Raw genomic sequence first — 18,670 nt, forward strand, 5'->3', positions numbered from 1 at the left:
CATATTAAAAATTCGGCTCTATATTCAGGTTACTTATTCACCTGATATGTCACAAAGGACTGTGATTTATGCCGAATTCTTCTGGATTTTCCTTCTTAGAGATTCAAGTTTCATTGGTGCTTGTGTCGGTTTCCGTGGTAGGCATCGCTCGCCTCCAAATCGAAACCCAAAGTGATATTGATCATGCCTACTATGTAGGTCAGGCTTATGAACTGATTGAAGAAACCTCTCGACGTATTTATCTCAATTCTGAAAATGGTCAGCGCTATCTTATAGATGATCTTAGTCGTGTAAGTTCATTCAGCTGCAACCCCTGCTCTCCAGAACAGCTGGTTTCTTTAGACCATGCCCACCTTGCGAACACACTAATAAGCACCTTTCCCGGAGCCAGTGCCAGAGTGTTTTCTTGTCCTGAGGGAATTTGTATGGCAGTTGCCTGGTTCGATGCGGATGTGAATAGTTGTGCTTCCACTGAATTTTGTATTGAGCGTCCGGTATGGTAGCACAGCGCCAGACAGGCTTTTCTTTGGTTGAAATGATGTTAGCAACTTTGTTGTCCGTTTCGCTGAGTGTTGCGGCAACGGAGTGGTTTATTTCGATTTTGTCTTTGACCAGATCACAACAGGTTTCGATTGAAAGTAATGAGATAGGCCGCTTCGTCCTAAGGTACATGGAGATAAATATAGAAAAGGCCGGAGCGGGAACTGGTGATCAGCCTGCAATTTCGTTTTCAGGTGATGACTTAATAGTGCGTTACCAGTCTGAGCTTCCTTTGATTGGAGAAGTGAGGAATTGTTTGGGAAATAAAATAAGTCATAGCCTGGTGGTGGATCAACTGTCGGTTGAAGCGTATGAGCTAGGAGGGAAAGAGCTTAAATGCTCGTCCGGTCGGCTGGTGGATTGGATTACAGAAGGTATTGACGATATATCTTATGAGGTCGCAGTGGATCAGGGCTCATTTTTGGGAACTGTATTTGAGTCCGGTCGTTTGGATGGTGTGCCGGATCAATACGTCAGTGCGTCCGAGTTTAATCCCGAGCTAATGAACCCAGTGGCTTTAAGAGTCGTAGTTACGGCGTATAAACCCATTGAAAGCAATCCGTTTAAGAGTAATTACTGGCAGAGGTCTTCGCCAGAGGACTTTATGTCGCGAAAGTTTACAACATTGGTGGTGTTACCCAATGGCTAGAGAGCGTGGTTCAGTTCTGCTTTGGGTGTTGTTTTTGCTTTTGATTGTTACGTCGTCGGTTTTAGCGGTTGGAAAATCCACTTTTTCTCAATTAAAAATTGTCGGATTTTATGACCAACGCTTAGCGGTAAAGCGAGAATATCGAGGTGTGAGATCCCGGCTTGTTAAGGCTTTGGCGTCTTCTTCTGGTGTAATTCAGGGGCTTCAATATTGTCTGGACTTGGCGGGTAACTCAGATCAATTGTTAGTATGTAGTGAATCGAATCAAGCCGATTGGAGTATTAGGGGTGAGCTCCTAGATCGTTCACTCGATGCAGAGTTTAATGCGCTAGTCAAGCCGAGCCTGGAATTACATTCCCAAACTTTAATGGCCCAAAAGCGCTTTTATCGGTTTGATATTGTGTATCAAAAGCATAACCGATCATCCCAGTGGCTTGAGGTATACAGCGTTGAGCAAATCGAGACGGCAACCGAAGACGCCTGTCTACTTTGTGTTGCTAACCCGCTGAGCACTGTCCGTGTTCATCGCCTTTTATCCTGGAGAGTGCATTGAGTCATCAAGATCAGTCGGGTTTTTCGCTTATTGAGCTAATGGTTGTGGTTTCGCTCATCGGCATCTTGATGTTGATGTCGGTGCCCAGTTATCAGAAGTTTGTGATTGAAAACCGAAGAGAACTTGCGAAGCAGTACTTGGTTTCATGTGGCATTAAGTTAGCAAAGCTTAAAACCAAAAAGGGTTCTTTAGTGGAAGTGACCACAGCCTTGGATCAAGTGTGTGAAACTCAAATACCTCGTAATGATGAGGTTACGCATTATCAAATTGAGATCGAAGGAGAGAATGTAGATCGTTCTTATCTATTGGTTGCTCAGGCTTTGACGACCAGTGCCAAAAGCGATGGCAGTTTAACGTACGATCACCATGGTAATGGCTGCAGGCTTGAATCCGAGTCAGGCTGTATTGCTTGGTAATAATGGCATTTAAGCTGCGTTATTGGAACAACTGATCGGGTTGCCTTTGTTGCCGTCGATGATGCCGTCCTGATTCCAGTCTTTCGCCAAGCGAGCTTTGCCCCTACGGTTAATGATGATCTGCCGAGCGAGCTGATCATCGCCATTTTTGGGGCAAATGGTGTATCGGCCGTTCTGGTTATTGGTGAGTCCATTTGGTGTCATTTGTAAATATCGGTTGCTGCCGAACCAAGACTCGGATTTGATGAAGCCATCAAGGTTTAAGGTTTCTACCCGAATGAGTTCATCTTGTTGATCCAGAGTTCTGTTTTTATCCAAGTCTTTGAAAATCATAATTGCCCCTTGCCAGTCTGAAGAGCAGGTTTGGCGATCTTTGGTGGGGCATAAGGTGATGGTACTGTCGGTTTCTATGGCGGTATAGCGAGTGAAGTTGATTGCGTCCATGAGGGTGCTGACGGCCGTTTCCACATTGTGTTTATTTCGCCATTGGTTGAAGGATGGTGCCGCCAAATAGGCGGTAACAGCTACAATTGCAATCACAATAGTCAGTTCGAGTAGAGAAAAACCGCGAATATTTTTGTTCATAATATTAGATGTCGTCTGCACTTGTTTTTATTATGGCTTTCTCTACCCATAATAATGAGTACTGGTTCCTCTTTTCATATGATGATTGGTGACTATTTGAAACGGTATGTAATTTAGTGCACTTATTTATTCCATATCTAGTTTCTTTAGCTTATATCTCAGTGCCCGGAAGGTGATGCCCAGCCGCTTAGCCGCCGCCGTTTTATTCCAGCGGGTTTCTTCGAGGGCTTGTTGAATGGCTTTTTTCTCTATGGACTCTAAATAATCGTCTAAGGCTTCGATCTCCGAAATGTCGACCTGTGTTTCATCAAGGGTTGAAGCGTTCGTCGTGGAGGGTAACTGAAGGTCTTCAGGACTGATGACATCGCCTTCACACAAGGTGTAGGCCCGTTCCAGAATGTTTTGGAGCTCTCGAATGTTACCGGGGAAATGATAATTCTTCAGGGCGGTCATTGATGTCGGGTCCAGTTGGATTTGATCCATCTGCCATTCCTGAGCAATCTTTTCTAAAATTTTAGACGCCAACAGCTCTATATCTTCTTTCCTTTCTCTCAGTGAGGGGACGTTCAGTGTAATCACATTGATTCGATAAAAAAGGTCTTGGCGGAAGTTCCCTTCATCGACTTCTTTGGCGAGATCTTTATGTGTTGCGCTTAAAATTCGAACGTCGATGGAGACTTCTTTTTGTTCACCAACGGGCCGGACAGACTTTTCTTGCAAGGCGCGAAGTAATTTTACTTGCATGGCGAGCGGGAGGTCTGCAACTTCGTCTAAGAATAAAGTACCTCCACTGGCGGCTTGGAAAAAACCTTCTTTATTTTCAGTGGCGCCAGTGAACGCCCCTTTTTTATGGCCAAAAAATTCGCTTTCCATCAACTCACTCGGGATGGCGCCACAGTTAACCGCAATGAAGGGGCCATCAGACCTTGGGCCGAGTTCGTGAATCAGACGGGCCGCTAACTCTTTACCACTGCCGGACTCGCCGTGGATGTAAACAGGCGCCTGGCTGCGAGAGAGTTTGGTTACTTGTTTCCTCAGTAATGCGACGGCATTGGAATTGCCAAGGATTTTATTGGTTTTAGCTTCACTCGAGATGGGTTCCGCCGGGCCGGACGATGTTTTTGATGAAGAAGGCAGTTTGAATGCAGACTGGACGAGATCGCGTAGATGTTTTAAATCCACGGGCTTGGAAATGAAGTCAAATGCGCCTGCTTTTAGGGCCGACACCGCTGTTTCCATACTGCCGTAAGCGGTAATGACGGCGACTGGCAGGTTCGGGTTTGTCTGCTGAATGTGCGAAATAAGCTCAATGCCATTTCCATCCGGTAAGTTCATGTCCGTCAGGCATAAATCGAAACTTTGACTGGCCAGAATATTCTTTGCCTGAGTGATGTTTTCGGCCAGAACAGCATCGATGCCCATCCGCATTAATGTGATGTCTAATAATTCACGGATATCTGGTTCATCATCGATTACGAGCACTTGTTGATTCATGATTTAAATTATCTTTTCAGGATGGACAAAAGTTATACGAAATTGACTGCCCTTATTCGGGTGTTTTATGTATTCGAGGTTCGCCTGGTTGAGTTCACAGAGTTCTCTTGAAATAAATAAACCCAGCCCCGTTCCGGATGTACTGTCGGTCGTGTAAAACGGCTCAAATACTTTATGAGGTTCGGCTTCGGTTATGCCGGGACCGTCATCAATCACATCAAGATAGGGCAGGCCGCTGTGTTTGTCGATATCTGTGGCCAATTCAATGGTTGATTTATTGGTATTTTGTTTACTGTATCTCAGTCCGTTGTTCACTAAATTAGAAACCACCTGTTCAAGTTGGCTCGCCACGAATTGTGCTGTGATGTCCTGGTGGATCGTTAAAGTAATCTCACAGTCTTTGTTTTCTTCTTTGATGGTTTGCGACAAGACTGGCAGCCAGGAGGATAAATTAATGGTGTCGGACGCTTCTACTTTCCTTCGGGACAGCTGTAATACATTCTCAATGATACGGTTCACCCGTAAGCAATGGCTTTGGATGATGTTAGACAACTTGAGGTCGGCTTTGTCGAGGCCTTCCGACTCTTGAAGCAGTTGGGCCGCGTGGCTGATTGCACCCAGCGGATTCCGGATTTCATGAGCGATGCTAGCGGTCAAACGACCCAGTGATGCCAGTTTGAGTTGTTGTGCTTCTCGTTTAAGTTTTGATGCGTCTTCCAGAAAAATGAGTATTTCATTAGAGTGTGACGTCAGGCGCGCAAAACTGCATCGAACTTCTGAGTGTCCGCCTAAGGATGTGTAGGTTGCAAATTGATGTTTCAGGCCTAGCCGCCAGTCAGACAGGTATTGATGAATCAGTGGAGGGAGTTGTTCTGAGGAATAAAAAGTTTGGCTGCTGGGATCTCCGGCAGGCATCAGTTCTTTTGCTGCTTCATTGACTAAGTGAATGGTGCCGTTTTCTGAACAAACAATGATGCCGGTTCTCATTCGTTGAATGATCATCTTGTTCAGTTGTTCCAGGTTGATAATTTCCTTGGCGCGTTTTTTGGCTAAAGACTCACTCTCATCGATGCGTTTGGTGATGTTTTGAATGAGCAGTGAAGTACCAAAATACATCAGCCCTTGTAATCCGGCGCGTACATACCCTGAAGCTGAAGCACTGTGTTGAAGTTGCAGATAAAACTCCATGTAAAGTGTAGCGATGGTGGCAATGGCCGCTAACAAAATACCAAACCGGCCCGTGGTGATGATGTTTCCACACGCCACTGCGATGATTACCAGATTACCTAAACCACTTTGAATGCCTCCGCTGGCGTACATAAGAATGGTCAGAAAGGTGATATCGATGGAGATGGCCGTAATGATCTGCCAGATATAAACCTTTCGCAGCACCATCAACACTGCGGTGAGTACGAGCGCGCAGAATAAATAAATGTAGCTGGTGGTCTGGTACAGTTCCGGGGAGCGCCCCCCTACAATGTCAGTGCTGATCAGCTCAGTCACGGCAATGGCTAAGCTGAGTGATAATAGCAACCGATAATAATTGTAAACTTCAATCAACCGCCTGTTTGGCAGCCATAGTTTTTGAGGCATAACGTGGTTTATTTCCCTGGCACTTTTGTTGAATGTCTTGATTTTAGCTTGTTGTGTATTCTGTTTTGCTAAATGGTATAAGATTTAAGACAATGCGCACCAGCTTTATTAAAACTATCAAAGGATAAGAAATGACAGCGTTAACTGTAGTGATGGCTCAGGTTAACCCTTTGGTCGGTGATGTTGAAGGCAACACCTCATTGGTAATTGAGAAAGTAGAACAGGCAAAAGCGCTTTATAATGCGGATGTTGTTTTATTCCCGGAGCTGGTTTTAACCGGTTATCCGCCTGAAGATCTCTTGCTTCGGCCCAGTTTAACCACCCGAATTAACTCCGCTTTAGACAGAATGAAATTGGAGCTGCCTCGGGATGTGTATGCCGTTGTCGGATTGCCTTTGACCGAACAAGGTCATTTGTATAATTCGGCTGTGGTGTTGTACGCCGGTGCTGAATTGGCTCATTACCACAAACAAAAACTACCGAATTTTCAGGTGTTTGACGAAAAACGTTATTTTACGCCGGGTAAACGTAAAGCAACGGTATTGGATATAGAAGGCATTTCGTTTGGGTTAACGATTTGTGAAGACGTTTGGCATCCAGAGCCTGTTTTGAGGGCCGTGGAAGCCGGTGCTCAGTGTATTCTGAATCTTAATGCGTCGCCGTTTCATTTGAATAAGTCGGAAGAGCGCTATCAATTAATAGAGAAACAGTGCCGTGAGCATGATGTGGGCCTCCTTTATGTAAACCAGGTGGGTGGTCAGGATGAACTGGTGTTTGACGGTGCATCAATGGCCATAGACTCGTTAGGGAATAAAGTCGCTCAAGGGCCATTTTATGAAGAAGCACTTATTCCTTTGACCGTGAAGGCGGAGCATGACTCGTTGGAAATTTCCGGAGAACTGCATGAGGGGGTTACCCATCACGAATCTGCGTATCAGGCATTGGTCACAGGCGTTCGTGATTATGTTAATAAAAACCGTTTTAAAGGCGTGGTTCTAGGGCTTTCAGGTGGTATTGACTCCGCACTGACGCTTGCGGTGGCCGTCGATGCACTTGGGCCGGAACGGGTCGAAGCTGTCATGATGCCCTTTAAATATACATCGCAAATGAGTTTGCATGACGCAGAAGCTGAAGCCAATACGCTGGGCGTGCGTTACAGCGTGATTCCTATTGAGCAACCCTATAATTCCTTCATGACCATGCTGGAAAGTGAGTTTGAAGGGACTCAGCGTGATACCACTGAGGAAAATCTACAGGCACGCTGCCGGGGTGTCCTGTTGATGGCTATTTCCAATAAGAAAGGTTACTTGGTATTAACTACCGGTAATAAATCTGAAATGGCTGTTGGTTACTCGACCTTATACGGTGATATGGCCGGTGGCTTTGACGTTTTGAAAGATGTACCAAAAACATTGGTTTATGAGTTGAGCCGCTATCGCAATACGCTCTCAGAAGTCATCCCGGACAGAGTCATCACCAGGCCTCCTTCTGCTGAGTTAGCGCCTGACCAAAAAGATGAAGACTCGCTACCGCCTTACGATGTACTGGATGAAATTTTACGCTTGTACATCGAAGAAGACGTCAGCGCGGATGGTATTGTTGCAAAAGGCTTTAATAAGGATGAAGTCTATCGTGTGGTGCGCTTGGTGGATTTAAACGAGTACAAGCGCCGTCAGGCACCGATAGGTATTCGCATTACGCAAAGAGGGTTTGGCAAAGATCGCCGTTATCCGATTACGTCCGGTTGGCATATTGGAGAGTAATGGAAGAGACCGATTGATGAACATAAAAAAGGGAGCTGCGTAGCTCCCTTTTTTATGTGGTTTTATGTTGTGGCTTAAATGCTAGCCAAGTAATCCAAAGGTTAAAATGTTCAGGAAAGAGCGTTGGTCGTTGCTGTGTACATCTTTAATGTTAAGTTGGCCGTTTTCGTCCAGATCTTTATAGTCCGGGTAATTGGCCACCAGAACACTCAGAGAGTCATTTGCAAGGTCGTCCAGCCCAAGTTTTTGATAAGACTCGACCATGATTGCTAAGCCTTCTGGCACAGCCGTTGTTCCTTGGAATCGGGTGACTATGTATTTACCTCGATTGGCGGCAGCAGCAAACGCCTGGCGACGAATTAAATAGCGCGCAGCATAAATTTCGTGGTTGGCTAGGTAGTCGCGCAGGTGCAGCATCCGTTGACGGGCATCCACAGCGTATTGACTCTTGGGGTATTTGCTCAGGAACTCACTGAATTCGGTAAAGGCGTCTTCAATGATGCCCATGTCTCGTTCTGCTCGGTCAATGGATATGAAAGAATCGAAGAAACCACGGGTCATGTAGTAAGTTGAGAGAGCACGTACATAATATGCGTAGTCTACTTTTGGGTGTCTCGGATGCAGGCGCAGAAAACGCTCGGCGGTTGCGTGGGCGTTAGTGTAATCATCAAGGCGGATGTAGTTGAACATCAGCTCAAGTTTGGCTTGTTCCGCGTAGCGGCCAAACGGGTAATAGTTTTCCAGATCTGACAGCTCTTTGATGGCCTGAAAATGTTGTTCAGTATCCATCAGTTCCTGGGCGTCAGAATAGTACTCTAATTCTGTTTTTTCGGGTTCGTCCGGTTTTTTATCATCGCTGGAGCAACCAGCCAAAAGTGCAAATAAAACAATAATAAATGAGAATCTTTTTAACATCATACACAGTCAACAGATATAATAAGAACTTAGGTCAAGCATTTAAGCATACATCGCATCGTGGTTACAGAGATTTGAAGCACAAATTGTTGTCGAAGTTGCTTTGTCATTAATGAAGGAAAAAGTTTAGAAATATGTCCCGTCAAATATCTGAGTCACAAACTGTCCCTGAAGATATGAGTGGTATGCGAGTTGATCAAATTGCATCTAAATTGTTCAGCGAATATTCAAGAGTCCGGCTCCAGGGCTGGATCAAATCCGGAGAGCTGACCATCGATGGTAAAACACTCAAACCCAAAGAAAAACTTTGGGGTGGGGAACTGTTGGAAATTGAAGCCGAGCTAGAAGACGTAAATCAATGGCAAGCTGAAAATATCCCGCTGGAAATTGTCTATGAGGATGACGATATTCTGGTGATTAATAAGCCGGTAGGGCTGGTGGTACATCCTGCAGCAGGTCATTATAACGGTACCTTGTTGAATGCGCTTTTGTATCATTATCCGGGCATCGAAGTTGTGCCGAGGGCTGGAATTGTACATCGCCTGGACATGGATACTTCTGGCTTAATGGTCGTTGCAAAGACGATTGAGGCTCAAACGGATTTGGTTGATCAGTTGCAGACCAGGGAAATGGGGCGAGAGTATGAGGCTGTCGTTCAGGGTGTCATGACCGGCGGGGGCGTTGTGGACGAGCCGATCGGCAGGCATCCGGTGAGTCGCATGAAGCAAGCCGTTATCGCTTCAGGTAAGCCGGCAATCACCCATTATCGTGTGATGGATCGTTATCAGAACCATACACACATTCGCCTGAAACTAGAGACGGGTCGTACTCACCAAATTCGTGTCCATATGTCTCATCTTGGCTACCCGTTGATTGGTGATGCGGTATACGCAGGCAGAATGAGGATTCCGAAAGGTGCTTCTCCTGCTCTTTTGAATATGCTTCAGTCGTTTAAGCGACAGGCGTTGCATGCCAAGCGCTTGGAGTTGGTTCACCCAATCACGGGAGAAGATATGGCGTGGGAAGTCGAATTACCGCAAGATATGGTGGAACTGTTGGCGTGTTTGGCTGAAGAAGATAACTAAAGGTGAGTGTATGACGGATGCAAGTTCAAGTTTGTCCAGTCTCATATGGGCGGATTGGCCCGCTCCGGATCACGTAAAAGCTTGCGTCAGTACTCGTATTGGTGGATTTAGCCCTGCGCCTTATGATTCATTTAATATGGGCGATCATGTCGGAGACTCGCCTGCAAACGTGGTAAAAAACCGGGCTCGTTTTTTACATCTTTGCCGACTCAAACGAGTGGGGCAATGGTTAACTCAAGTGCATGGCACGCAGGTTGTCGAAGCAAAGGATGACGGCAAAGTACGCGAAGGGGATGCGGTGTATTCCCATGAAGCTAACTTGCCGTGCGTGGTTATGACGGCGGATTGTCTGCCAGTATTATTCACCGATGAGCAAGGGTCTGTTGTTGCTGCGGCACATGCCGGTTGGCGAGGTTTAGCGTCGGGCGTGTTGGAAAAAACGGTGGCAACCATGGGGGTGGCCCCTTCATCCGTATTAGCGTGGATGGGGCCGGCCATCGGGCGTCATCAATTTGAAGTGGGCGGTGAAGTGCGAAGAGAGTTTGTAGAGCACCATCCTGCTACAGACCAAGCTTTTCAGCCGGATTACCAATCCCGTGGTAAATATTATGCCGACTTGTACGAGCTTGCCAGAATTCGATTAGGCTTAATCGGTGTCCATCAGGTGTTTGGTGGCGGTTTTTGTACTTGGAAAGACGAACGCTTTTACTCATTTCGTCGAGAAGGCACTACGGGTCGTATGGCTTCGATGATTTGGATCAAAAAATAATCAATCTTTTTGGTTATCTCTCTTAAACCTCCCTTGAAACTAAAAATAGTTGCCCCAATAAATTCCTTAACATAGGTATTAAGCCGTTTACGTCCTATTCGTCAGATCTAACGTAAAGGCTTATTTTCAGAGGAATTGTTATGCGAATTGATAGGCTAACAAGCAAGCTCCAAGTGGCATTGTCTGATGCACAGTCGTTGGCGATTGGTAAAGATCATAATTTTATTGAACCAGCGCATTTAATGAGTGCGCTGTTGCGTGATGATGGCAATGGCCTCAAAGCGATCATTAAAAAATCGGGAGGGGACTTAGTTAAACTCGAACAAGAACTAGAGACTCAGTTGCGGGATTTGCCGACGGTATCCGGCAGTGATGGCGATGTGCATATGTCCAATGATATGGGGCGTTTGTTGAATCGTGCGGATAAAGAGGCCCAACAGAAGGGCGACCAATACATTTCAAGCGAGTTGGTGTTGCTGGCTGGGGTGGAAGATAAAGGTCGGCTCGGGGATGCGCTGCGTGCTTCGGGGTTAACTCGTGATGCGTTGGTGAAAGCGATTGAAGAGGTGCGTGGAGGTGAGTCAGTGAAGAGTCCGGAAGCTGAAGAGCAAAGACAAGCCTTGGATAAGTACACCGTAGATCTGACGGAAAAAGCAGAGTCAGGCAAGCTCGACCCTGTGATTGGTCGAGATGATGAGATTCGAAGAACCATTCAGGTTCTTCAGCGTCGACGGAAAAATAATCCGGTATTGATTGGTGAACCAGGCGTTGGTAAAACGGCCATCGTAGAAGGTTTGGCCCAGCGCATTATTAACGGCGAAGTCCCTGAAGGGCTAAAAGATAAAAAAGTTTTATCTCTGGATATGGGGGCGTTGGTTGCTGGTGCCAAGTATCGAGGCGAATTTGAGGAACGTCTCAAAGCCGTCCTGAATGAACTTGCCAAGCAAGAAGGTCAAATTATTCTGTTCATTGATGAATTGCACACTATGGTTGGTGCGGGCAAGAGTGAAGGCTCTATGGATGCCGGGAATATGTTGAAACCAGCATTAGCCCGTGGCGAGTTGCATTGTGTCGGTGCAACCACGTTGGATGAATATCGTCAGTTCATCGAAAAAGACGCTGCGCTTGAACGCCGCTTTCAAAAGGTTTTGGTGGAAGAGCCAACCGAAGAGGACACCATTGCCATTTTACGGGGCTTGAAAGAGCGTTATGAAGTGCATCATGGGGTAGAGATTACTGATTCGGCAATCATCGCCGCATCGAAGTTATCGCATCGTTATATCTCGGATCGCCAGCTTCCGGATAAGGCCATTGATTTGGTGGACGAAGCGGCGAGTCGAATTCGGATGGAAATTGACTCAAAACCAGAAAATCTTGATCGCCTAGAACGTCGGCTCATCCAGCTTAAAATCGAAGCCGAAGCGCTTAAGAAGGAGAGTGATCGAGCGTCTAAAAAGCGATTGGAAGAGCTGATGAACACTATCAGTAATGTGCAGAAAGAATACGCCGATCTTGAAGAAATCTGGATGTCTGAAAAAGCGTCGTTACAAGGGGAGCATCAGGTTAAGGCGGATTTGGAAAAAGCACGACAGGATCTGGAAACGGCGAGACGAAACGGTGATTTGTCGCTAATGTCTGAACTTCAATACGGGACGATCCCGATGTTGGAGAAAGAGCTAGAGCGGGCCAGCGAAGCCCAGGAGCAGGAAAAGACGCTGCTACGAAACCGGGTAACGGAAGAGGAAGTGGCAGAGGTTGTCTCTCGTTGGACCGGAATCCCCATCACTAAAATGCTGGAAGGCGAACGAGACAAGCTGTTGCGGATGGAAGATGCGCTGCATGAGCGTCTGGTCGGGCAAGATGAGGCTGTGATTGCGGTGGCAAACGCAGTTCGCCGATCCCGGGCTGGCTTGTCTGATCCGAATCGACCCAATGGTTCGTTTTTGTTCTTAGGGCCAACCGGCGTGGGTAAAACCGAACTTTGTAAGTCCTTGGCTTCTTTTCTGTTTGATACAGAAGATGCCATGGTTCGTATTGATATGTCGGAGTTCATGGAGAAACATTCGGTGGCAAGACTGATCGGTGCGCCTCCGGGTTACGTTGGTTATGAGGAAGGCGGCTATTTAACCGAAGCGGTTCGAAGAAAACCTTACTCAGTACTGCTGTTGGATGAGGTAGAAAAAGCCCATCCTGATGTCTTTAATGTATTGCTTCAGGTACTGGAAGACGGCCGCCTTACGGATGGTCAAGGCCGAACTGTGGATTTTCGGAATACGGTCATCGTGATGACATCGAACCTTGGTTCGGAGGCAACTCAAGCCAAAACGGATGAGACCAGTTATGAAGAAATGAAGGCCATGGTGATGGATGTGGTTGGTCAGCACTTCAGGCCTGAATTTATTAACCGTATTGATGAAACTGTAGTATTTCATTCACTGGCACGAGATCAAATCTCTGGTATTGCTTCCATTCAACTGGAGCGTTTGTACCAGCGTTTGGCGGAGCGAGAATTGAAACTAGAGCTGTCGGATGAACTTATGTCGACCATTTGTGAGGCCGGTTATGACCCAGTGTATGGCGCAAGACCTTTAAAACGGGCCATTCAGCGTTACCTTGAAAACCCACTGGCTGAGGCGCTGTTGGCTGGAGAATTTATCTCTGGTGATACCATTCAGGCAAACATAGTGGAAGGTAAGGTGGTCTTTTCTTAAATTGATAACTTAACTGTCAATGAGCCTGTAAGGTTTAAGTCTTCAGGCTCATTGGCGGGTTTTGAGGTTTAAGCGCCTGAGTTTTCTGTTGAACTTTCTGTATTGGTGGCGGCCTTCTCAATTTTTGGTTGGTTTTTTGCTGCTTGGTTGGTGGTCTCTGTTTGTATTTTAAGTTCAGACTTTAAGAATGAAATTGCGTCTTTAACGGTTTGCTTAGGCGTTTCTTCCATAGGTACGTGGCCGACGCCCGGGTAAACAAGCGTTTGGATATCACTGATGTCTTTTTCCCAGTGTGGAATCTGAGAAGTCGGAACCCATTTGTCTTTTTCTCCCCACATAAGCAAGGTTGGTGCGGTGATCTGTTGGAAAGGAAATATTTCGCTGCCCGGTTGGCTTTTCTCGTAAATGAGTTTTAGCACTTCTGCGTAGGATTCCCGGTTACCTTTGCGCATGCTTAACTGGACGTAACGCTCCATGTGTTCCGGTTTGATTCGGGTTTTGTCGCCATAAACTTCTTCAACGTTTAAGGAAACTAACCAAGGTGGAACGACTTTTTTGGACATGTGCCAAATTCCGGGAAGGTTTGCTGCAGAGATTACCCAAGGGACATCCTGAGGGTACGCAATTGGGTCCAGTAGAATCAGTTTGCTGACCTGATCCGGGAACTCCGAAGCATAATGAGCACTCATGTAGCCACCTAAAGAGTTACCCGCTAATGCAAATTTCTCTAACTCAAGAGCAGTGGTGAACGAGTGTAGAAAAGCAATGAATTCGCCTTTTTCATATTCAAGCTCTTCGGGCAAAGGGCCGGTTAAGCCAAAGCCGGGAAGATCCATACGAATGACACGGTAGTTTTTTTCAAGTTCTTTTGACCAGTCATCCCAGGTGTGGAGCGAAGACATAATTCCGTGAATCAATACAATGGGTTCGCCTTCGCCTTTATCTTTGTAATGAACGCGTAGACCCTTGTAAGCAAACCACTTTGAATCTTCGTCTGTATATTTGTCTTCGATGTCTTCGGCGCTGATGGTCGCAAATCCCATGGCATGAATGCCTGACGGACTTGCTTTCATTGCTGACCCAAAGCTGGAGCAGCCTGAAGCTAGGATTAAGGTCAGAGAGAGTAATAGTGCTATTCGTATATTTTTTATCATTATTATTGGCTCCTTCTAAGCAGCCTGTTGTTATAGTTTTATTTAATACTACCTAACTTTTCTATGTGGCCGTTAGTCATAAACTGGCTAACAGTGCACATTTTCGAATACAAACATATCTTATTTGATTTTGGGGTCAATGACTTGTCGGCCATTCTTATGAAAGTGTCTGTCAGTTACATGTGTCTGCAATCTTTTGTTTGATTTCGCTGATTTGTGCTTGTCTTTCTTCTTCTTTTAGCATGACGACGCTGCCGTCTTTGTTTCTCTGTTTTATTTGATTGCTTGATGTCATAAGCGAAAGCCGGTCTTTCATGCTTGTGCAATATTTTGCTAGCTCTTCTGCGTCGTAAGCAATGGTGCCTTCTGAGTTAGTGCTTGCACTTTCTGTTTCAGAGGCTTGGGCTTTTGGAGCCATTTTAGATACAGGGCCAGAGGAACGGCCTTGTGTTCTGACTTTGTCTGATTGATGTTCTTTTGATGGCTTGCTGCCGTAATGCGTTGTTCCGTTTTCATCTACCCACTTATAAAAGACATCACTTACTGCATTCGCTGAAAGCAAGGTGTTGAGTGCTATTACGGTAGCGAAAAAGGCGATTTTAGGTGTTTTCATAAGGTTAAAGCTCAGTCGTTTGTTATCTATTAAGGATAATCTATATAAATTGTATGATATATCAACAGTGAGTTTGTTATATCTATTGACTTTATTCCGCGTGATGTCAGAATATTCAGCCCAAATATAAGTCAGGATATTCGGGCAATCCCTGAGAACATCCTAATTTGGGTCCAAGAGCAAGAAGCCGCATAGTTCTTGGAACCTGTCTTTATCCGTCTTTGGTCAACCGCCGAAATCGGGTACAACGCCAAAAAAGCGTTATCGGGGTATTAATACGGCTTACGCTGCTGTCTTATTGCTCTGCTAATGTGGTACATCATAATGAAACACTGCTGGTTTTGCGCGGTGTATATGTAATTAATGTGCGTTAACACGCACGGTTTCTTTTTAGAGGACTCAAAGGTGGAATTACTTTCCGGCGGAGATATGCTGATTCGCGCTTTAAGCGATGAAGGCGTTGAGTATATTTATGGTTATCCGGGCGGTGCAGCCCTGCATATTTATGATGCTTTGTATCGCCAGTCAGATGTGAAGCACGTGCTCGTCCGTCATGAACAGGCCGCGACTCACATGGCGGATGGTTACGCACGGGCTGCTGGCAAGGCGGGTGTTGTTTTAGTGACATCAGGTCCGGGAGCAACGAACACCGTGACAGGCATTGCAACGGCTTACATGGATTCCATTCCAATGGTTGTGCTTTGTGCGCAAGTGCCATCTCACTTGATTGGTGAGGATGCATTCCAGGAGACGGATATTGTTGGTGTAACTCGCCCGATTGTTAAGCACAGCATGACAGTGAAAGATCCGAAAGAAATTCCTGAGATTATTAAAAAGGCGTTTTATCTGGCTGAAACAGGTCGACCGGGGCCGGTTGTTGTTGATATTCCAAAGGATATGACGCTGCCGAATGAACGTTATGAATACAGTTACCCTTCTAAGGTAAAGCTGCGTTCTTATGCACCTGCCGCGAAAGGTCATACCGGGCAGATTAAAAAAGCCGTTGATATGATTTTTGAAGCCAAACGTCCTGTGTTGTACGCAGGTGGTGGTGTTATCTTAGGTAAAGCGTCGAAGCAGTTAACGGAGTTGGCTAAAATCCTTGGTGTGCCTGTTACGAATACCTTAATGGGCTTGGGTGGCTATCCGGCTACGGATCGTCAGTATCTGGGTATGTTGGGTATGCATGGTACTTACGAAGCCAATATGACCATGCACCACAGTGATCTGATTATTGCGGTTGGTGCTCGTTTTGATGATCGTGTAACGAATAATACGTCGAAGTTCTGCCCGAATGCGAAAATTGTTCATATTGATATTGATCCTGCGTCTATTTCTAAAACTGTGAATGTGGATGTTCCGATTGTAGGACCTGTGGATCAGGTTCTGAATGAAATGCTGGATTTGGTGAAGTCGTCCAGAAAAGAAATAGAAAAAGAAGCCATGGTTAATTGGTGGCGTCAGGTCGATGAATGGAAAGCACATCACGGAATGCGTTATAACGCAGAGGGCGATTACATTAAGCCTCAGCAAGCGATCGAAACGCTTTATAAGGTGACAAAGGGTGATGCTTATGTGACTTCTGATGTGGGCCAGCACCAGATGTTTGCATGCCAGTATTACAAGTTCGATAAACCGAATCGCTGGATTAACTCGGGCGGTTTGGGAACGATGGGCTTTGGTCTGCCTGCCGCAATGGGCATCAAGCTGAATTACCCTGATAACGATGTGGTATGTGTGACCGGTGAAGGCAGCTTCCAGATGAATATCCAGGAGCTTTCTACGTGTAAGCAATACAACTTGCCAGTGAAAATTCTTAACTTGAATAACCAGGCGCTAGGTATGGTTAAGCAGTGGCAGGATTTGAACTACGAAGCGAGACATGCGCACTCTTACATGGAGTCGTTACCGGACTTTGAGAAGTTGATTGAATCTTATGGTCATGTTGCTATGCGTATTGAAAAGCTGGCAGATCTTGAACCAGCGATGGAGGAAGCGTTTTCGTTGAAAGATCGTCTGGTATTTATGGATGTAATGGTAGACCCGACTGAGCATGTTTATCCTATGCAGGTTCCAACCGGTTCTATGAGAGATATGATGTTAAGCAAGACGGAGCGTACTTAATGAGACACATTATTTCAGTTTTACTGGAAAATGAGCCGGGTGCGTTGTCACGTGTTGTTGGTTTGTTTTCGCAGCGTAACTATAACATTGAGTCCTTGACTGTGGCGCCCACAGAAGATCCAACTTTGTCTCGATTGACAGTAACCACAATTGGCTCTGATAAAGTCATTGAGCAAATAACTAAACAACTTAACAAGTTGGTTGAGGTTGTTAAGCTGGTGGATTTAACTGAAGGGGCGCACGTTGAGCGTGAGTTGTTGTTGATTAAAGTCCGGGCATCCGGTGCTCAGCGTGCAGAGATAAAGCGTACGGCAGATGTATTCCGGGCGCAGATCATTGACATGACACCTTCTGTTTATACCATACAGGTTGTTGGGACTTCTGATAAGCTGGATGCGTTTATTCAGGCAATAGGCAATACTTCTGTGTTGGAAGTTGTGCGTTCAGGTGTTTCTGGCATTGCTCGTGGTGAAAAGATTTTAGGTCTTTAGTCTTAAGTTGTAATGTTAGGGCAGTAAGTGTGAATGTTACTGACTGACCGGAAAGCGTGGCTTAGGCTGCGCTTTTTTTATATTTGTAAAGAAAATTGAGAACGATCATTGGCTTGTAATCGAATTTTCCATAGAATTTAGTTTGTCATTATTTGAGTGTTGTTAATTATGTCTGATGTTGAGAAGCAAGAAGATAAAGAGGTTAATTCAGTGGCAGGGCAAAACGACTGTTCTGATACGGAAGGTAATGAAGTAAAGAAAGCCAAGCATAAAGGGTTTTACTTATTACCAAATATGTTTACAACGGCAGCATTATTTTCCGGTTTCTATGCGGTTGTGGCTTCAATGAACGGTCACTTTGAGAAAGCTGCAATTGCTATCTTTGTAGCAATGATTCTAGATGGTTTGGATGGGCGAGTAGCGCGATTGACTAATACTCAAAGTGAGTTTGGTGCTCAATACGACAGTCTGTCTGATATGGTTGCTTTTGGGATGGCGCCGGCATTGGTTTCGTTTACATGGGCATTGCAGTCATTGGGTCAAATAGGTTGGGTTGCTTCATTTATCTATGTGGCTTGTGCTGCGTTGAGGTTGGCGCGATTTAATACGCAGATTGATATCGTGGATAAAAAGTATTTTATCGGTTTGGCGAGTCCGGCGGCGGCAGCGATTGTGGCTGGAATGGTTTGGGCGTATAGCGAAGTTGGGGTGAATGGCTCAGATATATCTTGGTTTGCTGCATTGGTGGTGGCGGGTTCGGGTATTCTAATGGTCAGTAATGTTAAATATACGAGCTTTAAAGATATCGATTTGAAGAATAAGGTTCCGTTTATTGCGTTAATTTCAATGGTGCTGGTGATTGCGCTGGTGTCTATTGATCCGGCACGTGTCTTGTGGATTGGATTCATGGTGTACGCAGCCTCCGGGCCGGTAATGTTTTTGAATGAAAAGAGAAAGAAATCCAGTTAGTGACTTCTTGTTAAAAAAGGCGAGCTAAGCTCGCCTTTTTTGTGTCCGGTAGATTTGTGTTTTGGTTGGCTATCTTGTTCAGGCTGTGGCTGGTTGATATTTGTTCGGTTTGAGTGCTTTTGTGTGTATTTTGATCGCTGTTGGGTGGTTTTTAACCGCTTTGAAATTAAATTCAAAATAAGTGCAGAAAGGGGTTGTGTTGTGTGTGGGGATGCCTATAATGCGCTCCACGTTCTGAGAGGGGCA

General features: G+C 45.6%; 17 protein-coding genes. 11 read left to right on the forward strand and 6 right to left on the reverse strand.

The window, feature by feature from the left end:
- The first annotated feature begins 68 nt into the window (after positions 1-68).
- Genes ABD744_RS21420 through ABD744_RS21435 form a run of 4 tightly spaced genes read left to right on the forward strand, consistent with a single transcriptional unit; the run spans position 69 to position 2,158 of the window.
- Positions 69-503 carry a hypothetical protein gene (locus ABD744_RS21420; protein WP_344800643.1) on the forward strand — a complete coding sequence of 145 codons (435 nt, stop codon included), beginning with the start codon at positions 69-71 and terminating at the stop codon, positions 501-503.
- On the forward strand, positions 497-1,189 hold the full coding sequence (locus ABD744_RS21425) for a PilW family protein (protein ID WP_344800644.1): 693 nt from the start codon (positions 497-499) through the stop codon (positions 1,187-1,189). The genes ABD744_RS21420 and ABD744_RS21425 overlap by 7 nt, the downstream gene beginning before the upstream one ends.
- Positions 1,182-1,742, forward strand: a complete 561-nt coding sequence (locus tag ABD744_RS21430; RefSeq protein ID WP_344800645.1) for a hypothetical protein — start codon at positions 1,182-1,184, stop codon at positions 1,740-1,742. The genes ABD744_RS21425 and ABD744_RS21430 overlap by 8 nt, the downstream gene beginning before the upstream one ends.
- On the forward strand, positions 1,739-2,158 hold the full coding sequence (locus tag ABD744_RS21435) for a type IV pilin protein (protein WP_344800646.1): 420 nt from the start codon (positions 1,739-1,741) through the stop codon (positions 2,156-2,158). Before ABD744_RS21430 ends, ABD744_RS21435 begins: the two co-directional genes overlap by 4 nt.
- A 9-nt stretch (positions 2,159-2,167) precedes the next feature.
- Here ABD744_RS21435 and ABD744_RS21440 read toward each other — a convergent pair whose 3' ends face one another.
- The 3 genes from ABD744_RS21440 to ABD744_RS21450 all read right to left on the reverse strand — a co-directional run bounded on the left by ABD744_RS21440 (position 2,168) and on the right by ABD744_RS21450 (position 5,830).
- On the reverse strand, positions 2,168-2,743 hold the full coding sequence (locus ABD744_RS21440; protein WP_344800647.1) for a GspH/FimT family pseudopilin: 576 nt from the start codon (positions 2,741-2,743) through the stop codon (positions 2,168-2,170).
- Between the two features lie 126 nt (positions 2,744-2,869).
- Positions 2,870-4,237, reverse strand: coding sequence for a sigma-54-dependent transcriptional regulator (locus tag ABD744_RS21445; RefSeq protein WP_344800648.1), 1,368 nt, complete (start codon positions 4,235-4,237; stop codon positions 2,870-2,872).
- Positions 4,238-4,240: 3 nt separating this feature from the next.
- Positions 4,241-5,830 carry a two-component system sensor histidine kinase NtrB gene (locus ABD744_RS21450; RefSeq protein WP_344800649.1) on the reverse strand — a complete coding sequence of 530 codons (1,590 nt, stop codon included), beginning with the start codon at positions 5,828-5,830 and terminating at the stop codon, positions 4,241-4,243.
- Between the two features lie 131 nt (positions 5,831-5,961).
- Here ABD744_RS21450 and ABD744_RS21455 point away from each other — a divergent pair, with 131 nt between their 5' ends.
- Positions 5,962-7,593: an NAD+ synthase gene (locus ABD744_RS21455; protein ID WP_344800650.1), complete on the forward strand. Its 1,632-nt coding sequence runs from the start codon at positions 5,962-5,964 to the stop codon at positions 7,591-7,593.
- A gap of 81 nt (positions 7,594-7,674) precedes the next feature.
- Here the strand turns inward: ABD744_RS21455 and ABD744_RS21460 are convergent, their stop codons facing one another.
- Positions 7,675-8,511, reverse strand: coding sequence for an outer membrane protein assembly factor BamD (locus ABD744_RS21460; RefSeq protein WP_344800651.1), 837 nt, complete (start codon positions 8,509-8,511; stop codon positions 7,675-7,677).
- 131 nt (positions 8,512-8,642) lie between these two features.
- Here ABD744_RS21460 and rluD point away from each other — a divergent pair, with 131 nt between their 5' ends.
- The 3 genes from rluD (at position 8,643) to clpB (ending at position 13,073) form a co-directional block, all read left to right on the forward strand.
- Positions 8,643-9,593: a 23S rRNA pseudouridine(1911/1915/1917) synthase RluD gene (gene rluD, locus ABD744_RS21465; protein WP_344800652.1), complete on the forward strand. Its 951-nt coding sequence runs from the start codon at positions 8,643-8,645 to the stop codon at positions 9,591-9,593.
- Positions 9,594-9,603: 10 nt separating this feature from the next.
- A complete protein-coding gene (pgeF, locus tag ABD744_RS21470) occupies positions 9,604-10,362 on the forward strand; it encodes a peptidoglycan editing factor PgeF (RefSeq protein WP_344800653.1) in 759 nt (252 codons plus the stop codon).
- 140 nt (positions 10,363-10,502) lie between these two features.
- The gene (gene clpB, locus ABD744_RS21475) at positions 10,503-13,073 is read left to right on the forward strand and encodes an ATP-dependent chaperone ClpB (protein ID WP_344800654.1); all 2,571 of its coding nucleotides are present in this window, start codon (positions 10,503-10,505) and stop codon (positions 13,071-13,073) included.
- A 68-nt stretch (positions 13,074-13,141) separates the two neighbouring features.
- Here clpB and ABD744_RS21480 read toward each other — a convergent pair whose 3' ends face one another.
- Positions 13,142-14,227: an alpha/beta fold hydrolase gene (locus ABD744_RS21480; protein WP_344800655.1), complete on the reverse strand. Its 1,086-nt coding sequence runs from the start codon at positions 14,225-14,227 to the stop codon at positions 13,142-13,144.
- Positions 14,228-14,399: 172 nt separating this feature from the next.
- Complete coding sequence (locus ABD744_RS21485; protein WP_344800656.1) at positions 14,400-14,840, reverse strand: DUF4124 domain-containing protein; 441 nt, start codon at positions 14,838-14,840, stop codon at positions 14,400-14,402.
- A 405-nt stretch (positions 14,841-15,245) separates the two neighbouring features.
- On the opposite strand from ABD744_RS21485, the gene ABD744_RS21490 reads away from it, so the two are divergent.
- From ABD744_RS21490 to pssA, 3 genes are all read left to right on the forward strand, one after another.
- Positions 15,246-16,964, forward strand: coding sequence for an acetolactate synthase 3 large subunit (locus ABD744_RS21490; RefSeq protein ID WP_344800657.1), 1,719 nt, complete (start codon positions 15,246-15,248; stop codon positions 16,962-16,964).
- A complete protein-coding gene (gene ilvN, locus ABD744_RS21495) occupies positions 16,964-17,455 on the forward strand; it encodes an acetolactate synthase small subunit (RefSeq protein WP_344800658.1) in 492 nt (163 codons plus the stop codon). Before ABD744_RS21490 ends, ilvN begins: the two co-directional genes overlap by 1 nt.
- A gap of 168 nt (positions 17,456-17,623) precedes the next feature.
- Positions 17,624-18,424 (forward strand): CDP-diacylglycerol--serine O-phosphatidyltransferase, encoded by an 801-nt coding sequence (gene pssA, locus ABD744_RS21500; RefSeq protein WP_344800659.1) that lies wholly within the window; start codon positions 17,624-17,626, stop codon positions 18,422-18,424.
- Positions 18,425-18,670: the final 246 nt, after the last annotated feature.

Origin of the sequence: Litoribacillus peritrichatus (assembly GCF_039537985.1) — a bacterium.
Classification (GTDB): domain Bacteria; phylum Pseudomonadota; class Gammaproteobacteria; order Pseudomonadales; family Litoribrevibacteraceae; genus Litoribacillus; species Litoribacillus peritrichatus.

Coding starts and splice junctions, on each gene's coding strand:
- ABD744_RS21420 (WP_344800643.1), top strand. CDS start 69: ATGCCGAATTCTTCTGGATTTTCCTTCTTAGAGATTCAAGTTTCATTG.
- ABD744_RS21425 (WP_344800644.1), top strand. CDS start 497: ATGGTAGCACAGCGCCAGACAGGCTTTTCTTTGGTTGAAATGATGTTA.
- ABD744_RS21430 (WP_344800645.1), top strand. CDS start 1,182: ATGGCTAGAGAGCGTGGTTCAGTTCTGCTTTGGGTGTTGTTTTTGCTT.
- ABD744_RS21440 (WP_344800647.1), bottom strand. CDS start 2,743: ATGAACAAAAATATTCGCGGTTTTTCTCTACTCGAACTGACTATTGTG.
- ABD744_RS21445 (WP_344800648.1), bottom strand. CDS start 4,237: ATGAATCAACAAGTGCTCGTAATCGATGATGAACCAGATATCCGTGAA.
- ABD744_RS21450 (WP_344800649.1), bottom strand. CDS start 5,830: ATGCCTCAAAAACTATGGCTGCCAAACAGGCGGTTGATTGAAGTTTAC.
- ABD744_RS21455 (WP_344800650.1), top strand. CDS start 5,962: ATGACAGCGTTAACTGTAGTGATGGCTCAGGTTAACCCTTTGGTCGGT.
- ABD744_RS21460 (WP_344800651.1), bottom strand. CDS start 8,511: ATGATGTTAAAAAGATTCTCATTTATTATTGTTTTATTTGCACTTTTG.
- rluD (WP_344800652.1), top strand. CDS start 8,643: ATGTCCCGTCAAATATCTGAGTCACAAACTGTCCCTGAAGATATGAGT.
- pgeF (WP_344800653.1), top strand. CDS start 9,604: ATGACGGATGCAAGTTCAAGTTTGTCCAGTCTCATATGGGCGGATTGG.
- clpB (WP_344800654.1), top strand. CDS start 10,503: ATGCGAATTGATAGGCTAACAAGCAAGCTCCAAGTGGCATTGTCTGAT.
- ABD744_RS21480 (WP_344800655.1), bottom strand. CDS start 14,227: ATGATAAAAAATATACGAATAGCACTATTACTCTCTCTGACCTTAATC.
- ABD744_RS21485 (WP_344800656.1), bottom strand. CDS start 14,840: ATGAAAACACCTAAAATCGCCTTTTTCGCTACCGTAATAGCACTCAAC.
- ilvN (WP_344800658.1), top strand. CDS start 16,964: ATGAGACACATTATTTCAGTTTTACTGGAAAATGAGCCGGGTGCGTTG.
- pssA (WP_344800659.1), top strand. CDS start 17,624: ATGTCTGATGTTGAGAAGCAAGAAGATAAAGAGGTTAATTCAGTGGCA.